The organism is Prevotella sp. P4-51 (assembly GCF_002251455.1).
GTDB lineage: Bacteria > Bacteroidota > Bacteroidia > Bacteroidales > Bacteroidaceae > Prevotella.
This window is the reverse complement of the sequence record NZ_NPJM01000031.1, coordinates 1-15,119: the sequence shown is the minus strand read 5'-3', so window position 1 is coordinate 15,119 and position 15,119 is coordinate 1. Positions and strand designations below refer to the sequence as shown.

Genomic DNA, 15,119 nt, shown 5'->3' with positions numbered 1-15,119 from the left:
CTTATAAACGTCAGTTTTAATACCTATTGATTCCAAAAAACCTATGCAAAAATACTCAAAAAACCGCAGACATGGAAAAAAAAACAAATATATTTCAGTATAGGTTAAGAAAAACTTGTAATTTTGTACTTCATAATTGTTAATGTGACAAGAATTAAAAGGTTTTTCAACGTCTCGATATGGCTTGTTTGTGGATTCGTCATATCTCTTGCGATACTGACGCACACTCCGTCGGTGCAGAGTTTCATTGGCAAGAAGGTAGCCGAAGCTGTAGGCGACAAGTTAGGTACCAAAGTTAAAATCGGGCGTGTTGATATAGGTTTCTTAAACCGCCTTATCATCGACAATGTAGTTATATATGATAAGGAGCAGGTTGACATGCTGAAGGCAGGACGCATTTCCGCCAAGTTTGACATCATAGACCTTTCGCGAGGCCGCATCACAATTACATCCGCCCAACTCTTTGCCCTGCAGGCGCGCCTCTACAAGTCCGCCCCCGACAAGCAGCCCAATTTCCAGTTTGTGCTGGACTCATTGGCCTCCAAAGATACGGAGACCAAGAGCACGCTCGACCTCGCCATCAAGTCTCTCGTTATACGCAACGGCCATGTCATTTATGATGAGAAATACATTGCCCGAACCCAGCTTTTTTCCCCCAGCCATATCAACATCGACAAGATAAGTACCCATATTATGCTCAACAAACTGAGCAACGATTCCTTGAATATATACACCAAAAAGTTCTCTTGCGTCGAACAGAGCGGACTGGAGATCAACGACTTTACTTTCAGCCTTGTGGCTAACCAGAGCCATGCCGCGCTCAGGGAGTTTATGTTGGAGACGCCCCAAAGCAAAATTATGATACCCGAGTTGGATCTTGCTTATCAATGCAATGAACAGGGGATGATTCCTTCTTCGTTAGAATATCAAGGAGGATTGTCGGGCACCATTACCCCATCCGATTTTGCTCCATTGACAGCCTTCCTCAAAGATTTTTCACGCCCATTGTCATTGCGCGGTGCCCTTAGCGGAACATCGTCATCACTGAAGCTAAAGAGTATTGCCATCCATCAGGGTAACGATGTCTCGCTTGAGGCCCGCGGAGAGTTACAAGATTGGAAAAAAACGCCTCGTTGGTCGGCCGTCATATCCAGATTTACGATGGATGCTGAGGCGGTAAAATACTTCACGGATGCCCTCGCGCCCAAAATCCAGTTGCCAGAATTTGTCGGTCATATCGGCCAGACCACGCTGCATGGAAAATTCAGCGGGCAAGGCGCCGACATCGCCGCCGATGCCAATCTGTCGACGGCCATTGGCACAGTCAGCCTAAAAGCCAAGGCTATCAATCACTTGACAAGCGGAAGAATAGATGCCAAAGACTTGAACATCGGCATCATTGCCAACCAGGACAATTTAGGAGAACTTGACGGACAGCTGGATTTCAAAGCGCTGCACGCCAATGGCAAATATGAGCTCAAAAGTGTCAACGGAAATGTAACCAAGTTTGACTACAACGGATATAGATACCAGAATATCGCCCTGAAATACAACGCAGACGGCCAATATGACCATGGAGAAATCAGCATTGATGACCCCAACGCCAATGTGGTAGCCTTCGGTAAAAAGAAGAAGGCTAAGACACCCGACTTTTCTATCGAAGCCAGAATCAGAGGATTGAACCTTGCCCGACTCAATCTTACAGACCAATTCAAGGATGCCACAATTGATGCCGACATCGAAGCCGACATCCACGGTTCCAATTTCAACAGCGCCTTGGGCTCGGTGTCTGTATCCAACTTCAATGTCAAGGGCGGAAACAGAGACTACCACCTATCCCAGTTGACCATCAATGCACAGCGTAATGACAACGTGCATGAGCTGGCGATGAACAGCGATTTCGGAAACATCAAGGTTACAGGACGCTACAACTACGCCACACTGCTGCAGAGTCTCACCAACATAGTCGGAAGCAAGCTCCCTACCCTCCCAGGCTTGCCCAAAATGAACCACAATATAGATAACGATTTCCAAATCAATGCCCAAATCGTCAAGTCCGACTGGCTGAACTCGCTGTTAGGCATCCCATTAAATCTCAAGCGCCCCCTGACCCTGGAAGGCAGCGTGAGAGACAGCAATCGTAAGATAGAAATGACCCTCAACCTTCCCTCGTTTGATTATGGCAAAAGCAGCTATGAGCGAGGCTACATCCGCCTTACCTCGCCAGATGACGTGCTCGAAGCCTTTGCCCATCTGCAGCAGGTAGGCAAGAACGATGGCGGCACCTATTGGAACATCCACGCGCTGGCCGAGGACAACAAGCTGCATACCCTGCTATCCTTTGAGAACAACGGCAAGAGCAACTTCTCCGGAATCATCAATACCGAGGCCAACTTCTACAACAACCATCACGGCATGGCCACGGCCAACATCAACATCCAACCCTCTACCATCGCCATTGGCGACAGCGTATGGCATGTCAAACCGGCAAGCATCAATTATTACGAGAACCACCTCACGGTCAACCACTTGTCGGTCGAGCACAACAAGCAGCACATCATCATCAACGGTGAAGCTACCCCAAATGCCAACGACACGCTGACCGTCGACCTGCACGATGTCGATGTGAGCTATATACTCAATCTCATCAACTTCCACTCGGTAGAGTTTGCCGGCAAAGCCACCGGACTGGCACATATCTCTTCACTGTTTGGCAAGCCCGACATGCGAGGCGACCTCTGGGTGCGCGACTTCAAGTTTGAAGACGGACGCATGGGTATCCTCACCGCCAATGTGGCGCTCAACCATCAGAAAGAGCAGCTCGACATCGATGCGACGGCTTTCGACGAGAACGATTCACGCACATACATTCACGGATATGTATCACCGCAGCGCAATTATATCGACTTGAACATCAAGGCAAACAACACGCGTGGAGAATTCATTGAGAGTTTCTGCGGCAGTTTCATGCACAATACCAATCTGCGTATTAATGGAAATATCAGGGTATTCGGCGATTTGAGTGAAGTTAACCTTGAGGGCAACGCCATTGCCGATGGCTCCATGGACATCAAGCCTCTCAACACCACCTACACCCTTGAAGCCTGCCCCGTAAAACTGGTGCCCGACGAAATAAGATTGGCCAACTGCAACATTATGGACCGCAACGGCAACCGTGGTGTTGTCAACGGGGCGATATACCACAAGCACCTTACCCGTATGACCTACGACATAGGTGTTACTGCCAACAATCTCCTGGCCTACGACTTCAAGACCTATGGCGACCAGACATTCTTCGGAACCGTATTTGCCACTGGCGACTGCCGCATCAAGGGAAAGAGTGGTGAGGTTGTCATCGACGCTCATGCCACTCCGCAGAAAGGCTCATTCATAGAATACAACGCGTCGAGCCCCGAGAGCATCAGCAACCAGTCTTTCATACACTGGCAAGACCGCGACAGCCTGAAACTGGCTGCCAATACCCGCCACAACGAGGTCGAGCAAGACACCGAGAGCGAGATAGACATCGCCAGCGACATCCACCTCAATCTGCAGATTGACTGTACCCCCGATGCCACGCTCCGGGTGCTCATGGACAAGCAGTCGGGCGACTACATAGCCCTCCACGGCAATGGTTCGATACGCGCCACCTATTTTAATAAGGGCGACTTCGACATGTTTGGCACCTACGAGGTAGAGAGTGGCGTCTACAAGTTGACCATCCAGAACATCATACGCCGCGACTTCCAGTTCCTCCCCGGTGGAACCATCGGTTTCGGCGGCGACCCTATGGATGCCATCCTCAAGCTCAAGGCCCAATATGCAGTCAACGGCGTGAGCCTGTCAGACTTGAACGTCGGCAAATCGTTTACCAGCAACAATATCCGCGTAAACTGCCTGATGAACATCACCGGAACGCCGATTATGCCCAAGGTTGACTTCGGACTCGACCTGCCCACCGTGAGCAATGACGCCAAGCAGATGATTACGCAGCTCATCAACAGCGAGGAAGGTATGAACCAACAGGTGCTCTATCTTCTTGCCGTTGGGCGTTTCTATTCACAGAACAACAACAGCAACTCATCGTTGACAACCCAGCAGCAGAGCCGCACATCGCTGGCTATGCAAAGTATTCTCAGTGGTACCATCAGCCAGCAGCTGAATACCATCCTCAACACGGTCACCAAGAACGACAACTGGAATTTCGGGGCCAACATTTCGACGGGTGATGAGGGATGGAACAACGCCGAATACGAGGGCCTGCTCAGCGGACGCATGCTCAACAACCGCCTGTTGTTCAACGGCCAGTTCGGCTATCGCGACAACGCCAATGCGACTACCAGTTTCATCGGCGACTTTGACCTTCAGTATCTTATCTATCCCAACGGCAACCTCGCCGTGAGGGTTTACAACCAGACCAATGACCGCTACTTCACCAAGAACAGTCTTAATACCCAGGGCCTTGGCATTATATTGAAGAGAGACTTCAATGGCTGGCGTGACCTGTTGGGACTGCATTCTCAGAAGAAGGACAAGAAGGCTAAGAAGAAGGCCAAGAAAGCTAAAGACAAACGAAAGAACAAACAACAATAATAATTACTAACAATCAAGCTATTGACTATGAGATTTTCATTGTTTTCCTACATCATGCTCTGCATCATGTGTGTATGTCCCGGTGTGGCCAGTGCCGCCGAAACGGCTGTCCCCTCGGGCGTAACCCCTCTGCCCAACGGCATCACCATCAAATCGGGTGAATATACCCTGCCCGGGAGCGGGGCGACTTTTTATATCAAAGGCAGCAGCCAGACTCTGGCATCTTATCTGCAAGACTGCAAACTCAGACTGCACCAAGCCGCCAATTATGCCAAGGCCGACATCGGAATTGTTATCAAAAGCAAGAAGTCTGTTCCCACTGGCAGCTATACCGACGAGTCCTACACGCTCAGCATCGCTCCCCGCCAGATACGCATTGAGGCCCAGACCGAGGCTGGCGCATTCTACGCCATCCAGACACTGATGCAGATGGCGGCGCAGCAGCGTAGACTGCAGTGCTGCATCATCAACGACTCGCCCGCCTACCGTTGGCGTGGACTCATGTTTGACGTGTCACGCCATTTCCGTCCAAAGGCGTTTCTGCTGAAGCAACTCGACGCTATGGCCATGCTGAAACTCAACGTGATGCACCTTCACCTTACCGACGGAGCGGGATGGCGCATCCAGATAGACAAATACCCCAGACTCACTGAGTTTGCCGCCTGGCGCAGAGAGCGCAAATGGATGGACTGGGTTGCCCAAGGCAAGAAATACTGCGACTTCAGCAACGAGGCTTATGGCGGTTATTACACCAAAGACGACATCCGTGAAATTCTGGCCTACGCCACCAAGCGACATATCACGGTAATACCCGAGATAGAGATGCCCGGCCACAGCGAAGAGGTGACATCGGCCTACCCCGAAATCTCGTGCAGCGGAAAGGCATATACCGACTACGATTTCTGTGCCGGCAAAGAAGCCACCTTTACTTTCCTCCAGAATGTGCTCGATGAAGTCATCGACCTTTTCCCTTCCCCCTACATCCATATCGGTGGCGACGAGGCATCCAAGGGTGGCTGGCACAAGTGTGCCGACTGCAAGAAGCGCATGGAGAGCCTGCAGCTGAAGAACGTAGACGAACTGCAAAGCTATTTCATCAACCGCATAGAGAAATATGTCAACCAGCGCGGTCGCCAGATTATAGGTTGGGACGAAATACTCGAAGGCGGACTCACGCCCAATGCCACCGTGATGTCGTGGAGAGGCACCGACGGCGGTATCAAGGCCATCAACGACGGCCACGATGCCATCATGACTCCCGGCGAATACTGCTATCTCGACTATACGCAGGACGCTCCGTTCAAGGAGCCGCTCTCTATAGGTGGCTACACCCCGCTCAAGCAGGTGTATGACTACAATCCCGGCGCCACACTGACAGACACGCAGAAGCGCCATCTCCTGGGCATCCAGGGCAACCTGTGGAGCGAGTATATCCCCGACGACAGCCACGCCGAGTATATGTACTATCCACGCGCGTTTGCCATTGCCGAGACAGGATGGACCAACGCCAATCTCAAGCAATATGACAGTTTTAAGAAGCGCGCCCTCGGTCTCTGCGAGATGATGAAGGCCGATGGTTACAAGACCTTTGACCTCGCCCATGAATATGGTAACCGTCCTGAGAGCAAGACCCAGATAGACCATCTGGCCAAGGGATGCAAGGTGAAATACAACATACCATACGGCGACAAGTGGAAGGCAGCAGGAGATGTCACACTTACCGACGGTATCGTTGGCGGATGGACTTATACAGACCGCCGCTGGCAAGGCACCACCGACAATATGGACGTGGTAGTAGACCTGGGAGCCGTCAAGGACATCCACTATATCGGCGCCAACTTCATGCACTCGACCGGACCATGGGTATACGCCCCGGAGAAGGTAGATTATTATGTATCGGAAGATGGCAGCAAATATGACCACGTGGCCACCATCCATTGCGACATTCCCGAAGGCTACGACGCCCTGCTCTTCAAGATGTACGGAACCGTATACAACGGCAAGGCGCGTTACGTCCGCATGGTAGCTCACAAGAACTACCGCGACGGAGCCTGGCTCTTTACCGACGAGATTATAGTCAATTAGGATATCTTCCTGAACGCTCAACCCCGAACACAGGTACGCAAACCTGTGTTCGGGGTTTTCTATGATATTACATGCATAAGCGGCCTCACATACTTTCTCCCCCACTCCGCAGCATAGGATGAAGTAATCGGCAGAAATGCACTAATGTCCAGAGCATCAATTAAAACTAAGTTCAAAGTATGAAACGGATATTTCAGACTTTGAGTTTATTGTTTCCAAGCACGATTTCTGGAATTCATGCCACGCATCCAACCCAGAATTGAACTACATCGGGATGAGGCGCATCGACAACGATTTGCCGATGGCTCAGATACAGCTTGCACTGGTGGAAAATCTACTTGACGACATCCGTGACGGTCAATACGCCATCATTGACCGAGAAATGGACATCATAGTCCATATAGGGCATGCCATACTCCTTCTGTCCGCTCTTGTGGTAATGCGGACGGGGGTCGAGTTCGAGCACCTTATAGAGAGCCTGGAGCTGGCTTTGACTGAAAAGGTGATGAAAGCAGTCGGGAATTACCACGGTCAAACGGCAGATGGCATGGGTGTCGGTAAATCCACCTTTAGCCTCAGGGTGGCTGTCGGCATAAGGTATGTAGGGTTTGATGTCGTATATAGGCGTGCCATCCATCAGGTCGGCGCCCACCACCGTAATCACCGGCCCACGGGTAGTGTCGGTCTCTATTCGGCTGATGCGTACCGACGACAAGCCCAGGGCATTGGGTCGGAACGGCGAACGCGTGGCAAAGACTCCCATCTTCTCATTGCCGCCCAACAGCGGCGGTCGCACAACGAGCGAGGTGGCGGCATGCTTGTTGGCAGAAAAGCCCCAAATCAGCCAAAGATAATCAAACTCGTCAAGACCACGCAGCGCGTCAGCATTACGATACTCTGGACAAAAGACTATTGAGCCTTCAAGTTCTTCGACCAGTCCGCTCTGCTTGGGAATGCCAAACTTGGAGTGGAAAGGGGAATGAAAATAAGCTATAGGTTCAATATTCATAATCTACATATATATAAATCCCTCTTTCAAGACCTACTTCTGAAAGAGGGATATATGATTAAAAAATCTGTTACATAGCAAAGATGTTGAAACCACCATCTACCACAGCCACGGTGCCGGTGACAAACTTGCTGGCATCGCTCATCAGGTAATGGATAGTTCCACAGAGCTCCTCTGGCTGGCCCATGCGTCCGAACGGAGTCTGTCGTATCACGTCCTGACCACGCTGGGTATAGGTTCCATCGGGATTGGTAAGCAGCGCACGGTTCTGGTCGGTGATGAAGAAACCAGGCGCAATGCCGTTGACTCTTATTCCCTCGCCAAACTTCTTGGCACACTCGTGAGCCATGTATTCGGTGAAGTTGGAGATGCCGGCCTTGGCTGCCGCATAGCCACACACGCGGGTCAGGGGGCGGAAGGCTGCCATAGAGGAGAAGTTGATAATCGAGCCCTTGCCTTGTGCCACCATCGGTTTGAGAAACACCTGGGTAGGGATGACGGTACCTACGAGGTTTAGATTGAGTACGCTCTGGAACTGGGATGGATCCAAATCGAAGAAGTTCTGTTCGGGGCCGATTGTGGCTCCCTTCTGGTTGCCTCCGGCTGCATTGAGAAGCGTGTCGACACGACCATACTCAGCCACAATGGCGTCGCAAGTGGCCTGAACCATCTCCTGGTTCATCACATCACACTTCATAAACTTGGCATTGCCGCCCTCGGCCTGGATATCGGCTACTATCTCTGCTCCAACTTCGGCTTTGCGTCCCAGGAGGACTACCTTTGCGCCATTGAGTGCCAGGTATTTGCCGATGCAGCGACCCAGCACGCCTGTTCCGCCGGTTATCACTACTACATAATCGCGGATATCAAATAAATTGTTCATACTATTCAAAAAAACCAGGTTGACTGTATTCTATTCCTAACTCTCTGTCGACGGTGGCCAATATGCCCTGGACCTGCCCCATGGCAAACATGCGCCCGAGGAAGCTGTAACCGGCGTTATAGCCGCGCTCGTCGTCGCCCAACATGGTCATGCCGTGGTCTACACGCATGGGGAGGTTGGGATTTTCCTTCTCAAAGATACGGGCGAGCTCGATAAGGTCTGCCCGACCGCCCAAGTGGCTGGCTTCGGTGAAATCGCCGTTGTCGAAAATGTGGCAAGAGCGCAGATGGACAAACCAAGTGCGGCTGCTGAACTGGCGCGCCATCTCTACCACGTTGTTGTGAATTCCGGCAGAAAGGCTTCCGGCACAGAAAGTCAGACCATTGTGAGGGTCATCTACGGCATTAAGGAACCATTGGATGTCTTCCTTGTTGGTGACGATACGCGGCAAACCCAGGATGGGGAAAGGTGGGTCGTCGGGGTGCACGCACATATACATGTCACATTCGTTGCAGACGGGCATGATGGCTTCCAGGAAGTAGCGCATATTCTCGCGCAGCTGTTCCTTGGTTATACCTTTATAGAGGTCAAGCAGCTCGCGGAAGAGTTCAACGGGGTGCTCGTCGCCCTCAGAGATATTGCCTGAGACGAAGCCTTGGGTTTTTACAATGATATTCTCCACCAGATTATGGTTGTCTTCCGGAGTCATGGTCTGCTTCAGCTTTTCCACCTCGTCCAAGACCTCTTGTGAATAGTCATTCTTGGCATTTGCCCTCTGCAGTATACAGATGTCGAAATAGGCAAACTGGGCATGAGAAAAGTACAGATTGGTGGTGCCATTGGGATTGGGGTGGCTCAAATCGGTCCTCGCCCAATCGAGAACGGGCATGAAATTATAACAAATGGTATGAATGCCCTCTGCAGACAAGTTGCGAAGGCTGACTTTATACTTCTCAATCAGCTCATCGCGGTCTTTGCCGGCGTATTTTATTGATTCAGACACGGGAAGGCTCTCTACAACGCTCCATCGCATACCATAACTTTCGATATATGCCTTGAGGTCGTGTATCTTCTCACGCGTCCACACCTCACCGTTAGGCACATCGTGAAGCGCGGTGACAATACCTTGCACACCTATCTGCCTTAACATGGCAAGAGTAATCTTGTCGTTCTTGCCAAACCATCTCCAAGTTCTTTCCATTATCTTTAATAGTTTTTCATTATATTGTTGATGTTGCAAAGATAACACTAATTTTAACCAAACGAAGAATAATGCGGTTAAAAAAAAGAAAAAAGGTCAAAAGCTATAGCTTTTAACCTTTTTATTATAGACTCTAAAGTTCTGCGCTGCAGGATTTAGATTTTCTGGATAATCTTCATACCCTCTTCTACGGCTTCCATGTTGAGAGGAATCAACTTGTGATGGCGCTCGGGAAGGCTTTTGTACAGGGCCTTATTCAATCCATCGGTGCTGACAACTGGGCATACTTTGAGCAGACCTCCGAGGACTATCATGTTGAACACCTTGGTATTCTTCATCTCTGCTGCCTTGTCCATGGCATCGATGCGATAAATCTGAATATCGTCTCTTACTGGCGCATTGGCAATACCAAATCCATCGTAAATCAAGATGCCGCCCTTCTTCACTCTGGGCATGAACTTGTCAAGCGAAGGCTGGTTCAGAACAATGGCGACATCATACTTGCTCAAGATGGGAGAAGAGATGCGCTCGTCGCTCACAATAACTGTAACATTGGCAGTTCCACCACGCTGCTCTGGGCCGTATGCGGGCATCCAGGTGATTTCCTTGCCCTCCATAAGTCCGGAATAAGCAAGTATCTTACCCATAGAAAGAACGCCCTGACCTCCGAATCCACTTATTATTATCTCTGTTTTCATAATAGATTTCCTTTAATAATTCAACTTACAGATTCGTCGTATCCTTTAAGTCGCCTTTGGGATAATTGGCAAACATATTCTCCTTCATCCACTCGTTGGCCTTGACTGGAGAGAGTTTCCAACCGCTGTTACAGGTCGCAACGATTTCTACCAGCGACGAACCAAGACCCTTCATGGATGCCTCGAAAGCCTTGCGGATGGCCATCTTGGCTTTGCGAATCGACGCAACACTCTCGACGCTCTGGCAAGTGACATAGCAGGTTCCCTTGAGATGGGCGGCAAGTTCGGCAATATTCAGCGGCCAGCCGTGGATTTCCGGGTCACGTCCATAGGGACAGGTACTTGTCTTCTGGCCTACGAGGGTGGTCGGGGCCATCTGTCCGCCGGTCATACCATAAATGGCATTGTTGATGAAAATCATTGCAATATTCTCGCCGCGATTGAGCGCATGTATCGTCTCACAAGTACCGATACATGCCATATCTCCATCACCCTGGTAGGTAAACACGAGTCTGTCGGGCCATAAGCGCTTGATGCCAGTGGCAACTGCTGGAGCTCGGCCGTGGGCTGCTTCCTGCCAGTCGATATCCAAATAACGATATGCGAAGACCGCGCATCCCACAGGACATACTCCGACGGTCTTTTCTGCCAATCCCATTTCTTCGATTACTTCAGCAACCAGTTTGTGAACAACTCCATGCGAGCAGCCGGGGCAATAGTGCATGGTGGTATCGTTCATTAAATTTGGCTTCTGATACACAAGATTTTCTTGAGATACTATTTCGTTGTTCATAGCAATTCCTCCTTTAATGCGTTAACAATCTCTTCGGGGTCAGGCACCATTCCACCAAGTCTGCCAAAATGCGCGACCTTGGTTTCGCCGTTGACGGCGAGACGGACATCCTCTATCATCTGGCCAGCGTTCAACTCGGCTACCAAGAAGCCTTTCTTGGTCTTGGCCAACTCGGCTATCTCCTTTTCGGGGAAGGGCCACAAGGTAATTGGGCGGAACAGTCCCACCTTTATACCTTCTTCGCGCGCCAACTCGACAGCCTTTTCCGAGATTCGGGCTACACTGCCGAAAGCGACAATGACATAATCGGCATCGTCAAGGTTGGTCTTCTCAAATCTGACTTCATTCTCCTTGATTACGTCATACTTCTTCTGAAGATGTATATTGCGCTGCTCCATCACCTCGGACTGCAACTCGAGCGAAGTCATAATATTAATGTCTCGGTCGGGAGTCCTGCCGATGGTTGCCCATGGACATTCTCGTCGTATTTCTTCCTCCGTGCGGCGTGGCTTCATAGGCGGAAGGACTACCTTTTCCATCATCTGGCCTATAACGCCATCCGACAAAATCATAGCTGGGTTGCGATACTTGAAAGCCAAATCAAAAGCGAGGTCCATGAAGTCTGCCATTTCCTGAACAGAGTTAGGCGCAAGCACAATCACATAGTAATCACCATTGCCACCACCTCGGGTTGACTGGAAATAATCACTCTGACTGGGCTGGATGGTTCCGAGTCCAGGGCCTCCACGCTGAACGTTTACAAAGACACCGGGTATCTCTGCACCAGCCATATAGCTGATTCCCTCCTGCATTAGCGACACACCAGGTGATGAAGAAGTCGTAAATACCTTCTTTCCGGCTCCCGCGCCGCCATAAACCATGTTGATAGAAGCCACCTCGCTCTCGGCCTGAAGAACAACCATTCCCGTTGTCTCCCATGGCTTCAACACAGAGAGCGTCTCTATGATTTCTGTCTGTGGAGTAATTGGATAACCGAAGAAGCCATCAGCACCGCAACGTATTGCTGCATGAGCAATAGCTTCATTTCCTTTCATTAATTTTACTTCCTGTTCTGCCATAATCATTCCTCCATTTTTTTCTTATAGACAGTTATGCAACCGTCAGGACAGACAATACCACAACTTGCACACCCTATACAGTCGTCAGGATTAACTGCTTCGACATAGGGATAGCCATGTACGTTCACTTTCTTCTGAGCCAATGCAATAACATTCTTCGGGCAAGCGACAATGCACAATTGACATCCCTTGCATCTGTCAGTATTGACTACGATAGCACCCTTGATTTTGCTCATAATAATATAGTATTTAAGGATTATATGCGTCCTTGTTATAGAAGTTCAATATATCATCCAGCATCGCCTTAGCTTCAACGGCAGGAGAATCTCCATCCAAGGCAATTGCCTCAAGATAACAGTTCATGGCCTTTTGCCAATCGCCTTGTCTACGATATTCGTTGCCTTGCTGGTAATAATCGTTCGCTGTCATTTGTAAAATTCCTTTTTGCCGGCTGACAGAGTGTTCTTCATTAAGGAACAAATCGTCATTGGGCCCACCCCACCTGGAACTGGAGTTATATACGATGCAAGTGGAGCCACATTCTCGAAATCGACATCTCCGGTAAGTTTGAAACCACTCTTCTTGCTTGAATCTGGAACGCGCGTTGTGCCCACGTCGACTATAACCGCTCCAGGTTTCACCATATCAGCTGTAACGAAATGCGGTCTACCGATGGCAGCAATGATGATGTCTGCCTGCTTACACTCCTCTTTGAGATTCTGGGAATGGGAGTGACAGACGGTAACAGTACAATCGCCATATTGCTTCTGCATCATGAGCTGGGCCATGGGCTTTCCGACGATGTTACTTCGCCCGAGCACGACACACTTCTTTCCAGATGTCTCTATATTGTAATGGCGCAGCAACGTAAGTATACCCAATGGAGTCGCAGAGACGAAGCATGGCAAGCCTATCGACATGCGACCAACGTTGATGGGATGAAATCCGTCAACATCCTTACGATAGTCGATAGCCATAATGATTTTCTGCTCGTCAATGTGCTTAGGCAGGGGAAGCTGCACGATAAATCCATCAATATTTTCATCCGAATTCAGACGATTTACACATGCCAACAGCTCTTCTTCAGTCACGTCTTCTTCATAACGAATCAACGACGAAACGAATCCGCACTGCTCGCAGGCAATAACCTTGTTCTTGACGTAGGTTTCGCTACCACCATCGTGACCAACGAGCACAGCTGCCAGATGAGGGCGTTTACCTCCAGCGGCAACGATACGCTCTACTTCTTCAGCAATTTCCTTTTTAATGGCAATGGAAGTTGCCTTTCCATCAATTATTTTATATTCGGCCATACATTATTACATTTTAGGCATTCCAGGCATTCCCTTCATACGGCTCATCATACCCTTCATACTACCACCAGTAACCATCTTCATCATTTTACGTGTCTGGTCAAACTGCTTAATCAGTCTGTTCACCTCTTGAATATTCGTTCCGGAACCTTTGGCGATGCGCTGGCGACGGCTTGTATTCAAAATACCAGGATTACTACGCTCTTCAGGAGTCATACTATAAATGATGGCCTCAATACCCTTAAACGCATTGTCATCGATATCAATATCCTTGATTGCTTTGCCAACTCCAGGAATCATACTGGCCAAATCCTTGAGATTACCCATCTTCTTGATTTGGTTAATCTGGTTGAGGAAGTCATTAAAGTCAAACTGATTCTTTTGGATTTTCTTCTGGAGACGCTTGGCTTCTTCTTCGTCATACTGCTGCTGAGCTCGCTCAACCAAGCTGACCACGTCACCCATACCGAGGATACGGTCGGCCATACGCTCGGGATAGAAGACATCAATAGCCTCCATCTTCTCACCGGTACCGATGAACTTGATGGGTTTGTTGACAACCGTACGGATACTGAGGGCAGCACCGCCACGAGTATCACCATCGAGCTTAGTCAGTACCACACCGTCAAAGTCAAGTCTTTGGTTAAACTCCTTCGCGGTATTAACTGCATCTTGGCCGGTCATAGAGTCAACCACAAAGAGAGTCTCATCAGGATTAACAGCATCCTTGAGACGAGAGATTTCATCCATCATCTCTTCGTCAACAGCCAGACGACCGGCAGTATCAACGATAACCAGGTCATAGCCTTTAGCCTTGGCCTCGTGGATGGCGTGGAGCGCAATCTCTACTACATCCTTGTTACCTTCTTCGGTATAGACAGGCACACCAATCTGAGCCGCAACAACCTTAAGCTGCTCAATAGCAGCAGGACGATAGACGTCGCAAGCCACGAGCAAAGGTTTCTTACCATTGTTAGTCTTCAGCCTGTTTGCAAGTTTACCAGTAAAAGTAGTTTTACCTGAACCCTGCAATCCCGACATTAAGATAACGGAAGGCTTGCCATTGAGCTTCAGTTCAACGGCCTCTCCACCCATCAGTTCTGCCAACTCGTCGTGTACAAGTTTCACCATCAGCTGACCTGGCTTTACCGCTGTAAGCACATTCATGCCAAGCGCTTTCTGCTTGACTGTATCTGTAAATTGCTTAGCTACTTTATAGTTCACGTCTGCATCTACCAATGCGCGGCGAACATCCTTCAGAGTTTCTGCAACGTTAATTTCCGTGATTTTTCCTTCACCTTTAAGTATCTTGAAGGAGCGTTCCAGTCTGTCACTTAAATTCTCAAACATTGTTTTGTATATTTTTATTGCAAAAATAACGAATTATTGGTACAAAAAGATGAATGGCGTGGATGTTTTATAGAATTTTAAAACATCCGCGCTATCCTCGCGCACACATATATAT

At 49.4% G+C, this 15,119-nt stretch carries 12 protein-coding genes; 2 read left to right on the top strand and 10 right to left on the bottom strand.

The window, feature by feature from the left end:
* Positions 1 to 144: 144 nt before the first annotated feature.
* Together CIK94_RS02850 and CIK94_RS02845 are read left to right on the top strand one after the other, a co-directional pair.
* Positions 145 to 4,593 carry a translocation/assembly module TamB domain-containing protein gene (locus tag CIK94_RS02850; RefSeq protein ID WP_144008136.1) on the top strand — a complete coding sequence of 1,483 codons (4,449 nt, stop codon included), beginning with the start codon at positions 145 to 147 and terminating at the stop codon, positions 4,591 to 4,593.
* A gap of 27 nt (positions 4,594 to 4,620) precedes the next feature.
* The gene (locus CIK94_RS02845) at positions 4,621 to 6,678 is read left to right on the top strand and encodes a family 20 glycosylhydrolase (RefSeq protein WP_094421188.1); all 2,058 of its coding nucleotides are present in this window, start codon (positions 4,621 to 4,623) and stop codon (positions 6,676 to 6,678) included.
* A 334-nt stretch (positions 6,679 to 7,012) separates the two neighbouring features.
* Here CIK94_RS02845 and tsaA read toward each other — a convergent pair whose 3' ends face one another.
* From tsaA to ffh, 10 genes are all read right to left on the bottom strand, one after another.
* On the bottom strand, positions 7,013 to 7,687 hold the full coding sequence (gene tsaA, locus CIK94_RS02840; RefSeq protein WP_022311030.1) for a tRNA (N6-threonylcarbamoyladenosine(37)-N6)-methyltransferase TrmO: 675 nt from the start codon (positions 7,685 to 7,687) through the stop codon (positions 7,013 to 7,015).
* Between the two features lie 70 nt (positions 7,688 to 7,757).
* Entirely contained in the window at positions 7,758 to 8,570 is an 813-nt protein-coding gene (locus tag CIK94_RS02835) for an SDR family oxidoreductase (protein WP_094386460.1), read from the bottom strand.
* 1 nt (position 8,571) lies between these two features.
* Positions 8,572 to 9,771, bottom strand: a complete 1,200-nt coding sequence (gene uxuA, locus CIK94_RS02830) for a mannonate dehydratase (RefSeq protein ID WP_022311032.1) — start codon at positions 9,769 to 9,771, stop codon at positions 8,572 to 8,574.
* Between the two features lie 155 nt (positions 9,772 to 9,926).
* Positions 9,927 to 10,469, bottom strand: a complete 543-nt coding sequence (locus tag CIK94_RS02825; protein ID WP_022311033.1) for a 2-oxoacid:acceptor oxidoreductase family protein — start codon at positions 10,467 to 10,469, stop codon at positions 9,927 to 9,929.
* Between the two features lie 25 nt (positions 10,470 to 10,494).
* Positions 10,495 to 11,262 carry a thiamine pyrophosphate-dependent enzyme gene (locus CIK94_RS02820; RefSeq protein WP_094386462.1) on the bottom strand — a complete coding sequence of 256 codons (768 nt, stop codon included), beginning with the start codon at positions 11,260 to 11,262 and terminating at the stop codon, positions 10,495 to 10,497.
* Complete coding sequence (locus CIK94_RS02815) at positions 11,259 to 12,341, bottom strand: 3-methyl-2-oxobutanoate dehydrogenase subunit VorB (protein ID WP_094421411.1); 1,083 nt, start codon at positions 12,339 to 12,341, stop codon at positions 11,259 to 11,261. Before CIK94_RS02815 ends, CIK94_RS02820 begins: the two co-directional genes overlap by 4 nt.
* Positions 12,342 to 12,343: 2 nt before the next feature.
* Positions 12,344 to 12,577, bottom strand: coding sequence for a 4Fe-4S binding protein (locus tag CIK94_RS02810; RefSeq protein WP_094421186.1), 234 nt, complete (start codon positions 12,575 to 12,577; stop codon positions 12,344 to 12,346).
* 13 nt (positions 12,578 to 12,590) lie between these two features.
* Positions 12,591 to 12,770 carry a tetratricopeptide repeat protein gene (locus CIK94_RS02805; RefSeq protein ID WP_022311037.1) on the bottom strand — a complete coding sequence of 60 codons (180 nt, stop codon included), beginning with the start codon at positions 12,768 to 12,770 and terminating at the stop codon, positions 12,591 to 12,593.
* Entirely contained in the window at positions 12,767 to 13,654 is an 888-nt protein-coding gene (gene folD / locus CIK94_RS02800; RefSeq protein ID WP_022311038.1) for a bifunctional methylenetetrahydrofolate dehydrogenase/methenyltetrahydrofolate cyclohydrolase FolD, read from the bottom strand. The genes CIK94_RS02805 and folD overlap by 4 nt, the downstream gene beginning before the upstream one ends.
* A 6-nt stretch (positions 13,655 to 13,660) precedes the next feature.
* A complete protein-coding gene (ffh, locus tag CIK94_RS02795; protein WP_094386464.1) occupies positions 13,661 to 15,004 on the bottom strand; it encodes a signal recognition particle protein in 1,344 nt (447 codons plus the stop codon).
* Between the last annotated feature and the right edge of the window lie 115 nt (positions 15,005 to 15,119).

Coding starts and splice junctions, on each gene's coding strand:
- CIK94_RS02845 (WP_094421188.1), top strand. CDS start 4,621: ATGAGATTTTCATTGTTTTCCTACATCATGCTCTGCATCATGTGTGTA.
- tsaA (WP_022311030.1), bottom strand. CDS start 7,687: ATGAATATTGAACCTATAGCTTATTTTCATTCCCCTTTCCACTCCAAG.
- CIK94_RS02835 (WP_094386460.1), bottom strand. CDS start 8,570: ATGAACAATTTATTTGATATCCGCGATTATGTAGTAGTGATAACCGGC.
- uxuA (WP_022311032.1), bottom strand. CDS start 9,771: ATGGAAAGAACTTGGAGATGGTTTGGCAAGAACGACAAGATTACTCTT.
- CIK94_RS02825 (WP_022311033.1), bottom strand. CDS start 10,469: ATGAAAACAGAGATAATAATAAGTGGATTCGGAGGTCAGGGCGTTCTT.
- CIK94_RS02820 (WP_094386462.1), bottom strand. CDS start 11,262: ATGAACAACGAAATAGTATCTCAAGAAAATCTTGTGTATCAGAAGCCA.
- CIK94_RS02815 (WP_094421411.1), bottom strand. CDS start 12,341: ATGGCAGAACAGGAAGTAAAATTAATGAAAGGAAATGAAGCTATTGCT.
- CIK94_RS02810 (WP_094421186.1), bottom strand. CDS start 12,577: ATGAGCAAAATCAAGGGTGCTATCGTAGTCAATACTGACAGATGCAAG.
- CIK94_RS02805 (WP_022311037.1), bottom strand. CDS start 12,770: ATGACAGCGAACGATTATTACCAGCAAGGCAACGAATATCGTAGACAA.
- folD (WP_022311038.1), bottom strand. CDS start 13,654: ATGGCCGAATATAAAATAATTGATGGAAAGGCAACTTCCATTGCCATT.
- ffh (WP_094386464.1), bottom strand. CDS start 15,004: ATGTTTGAGAATTTAAGTGACAGACTGGAACGCTCCTTCAAGATACTT.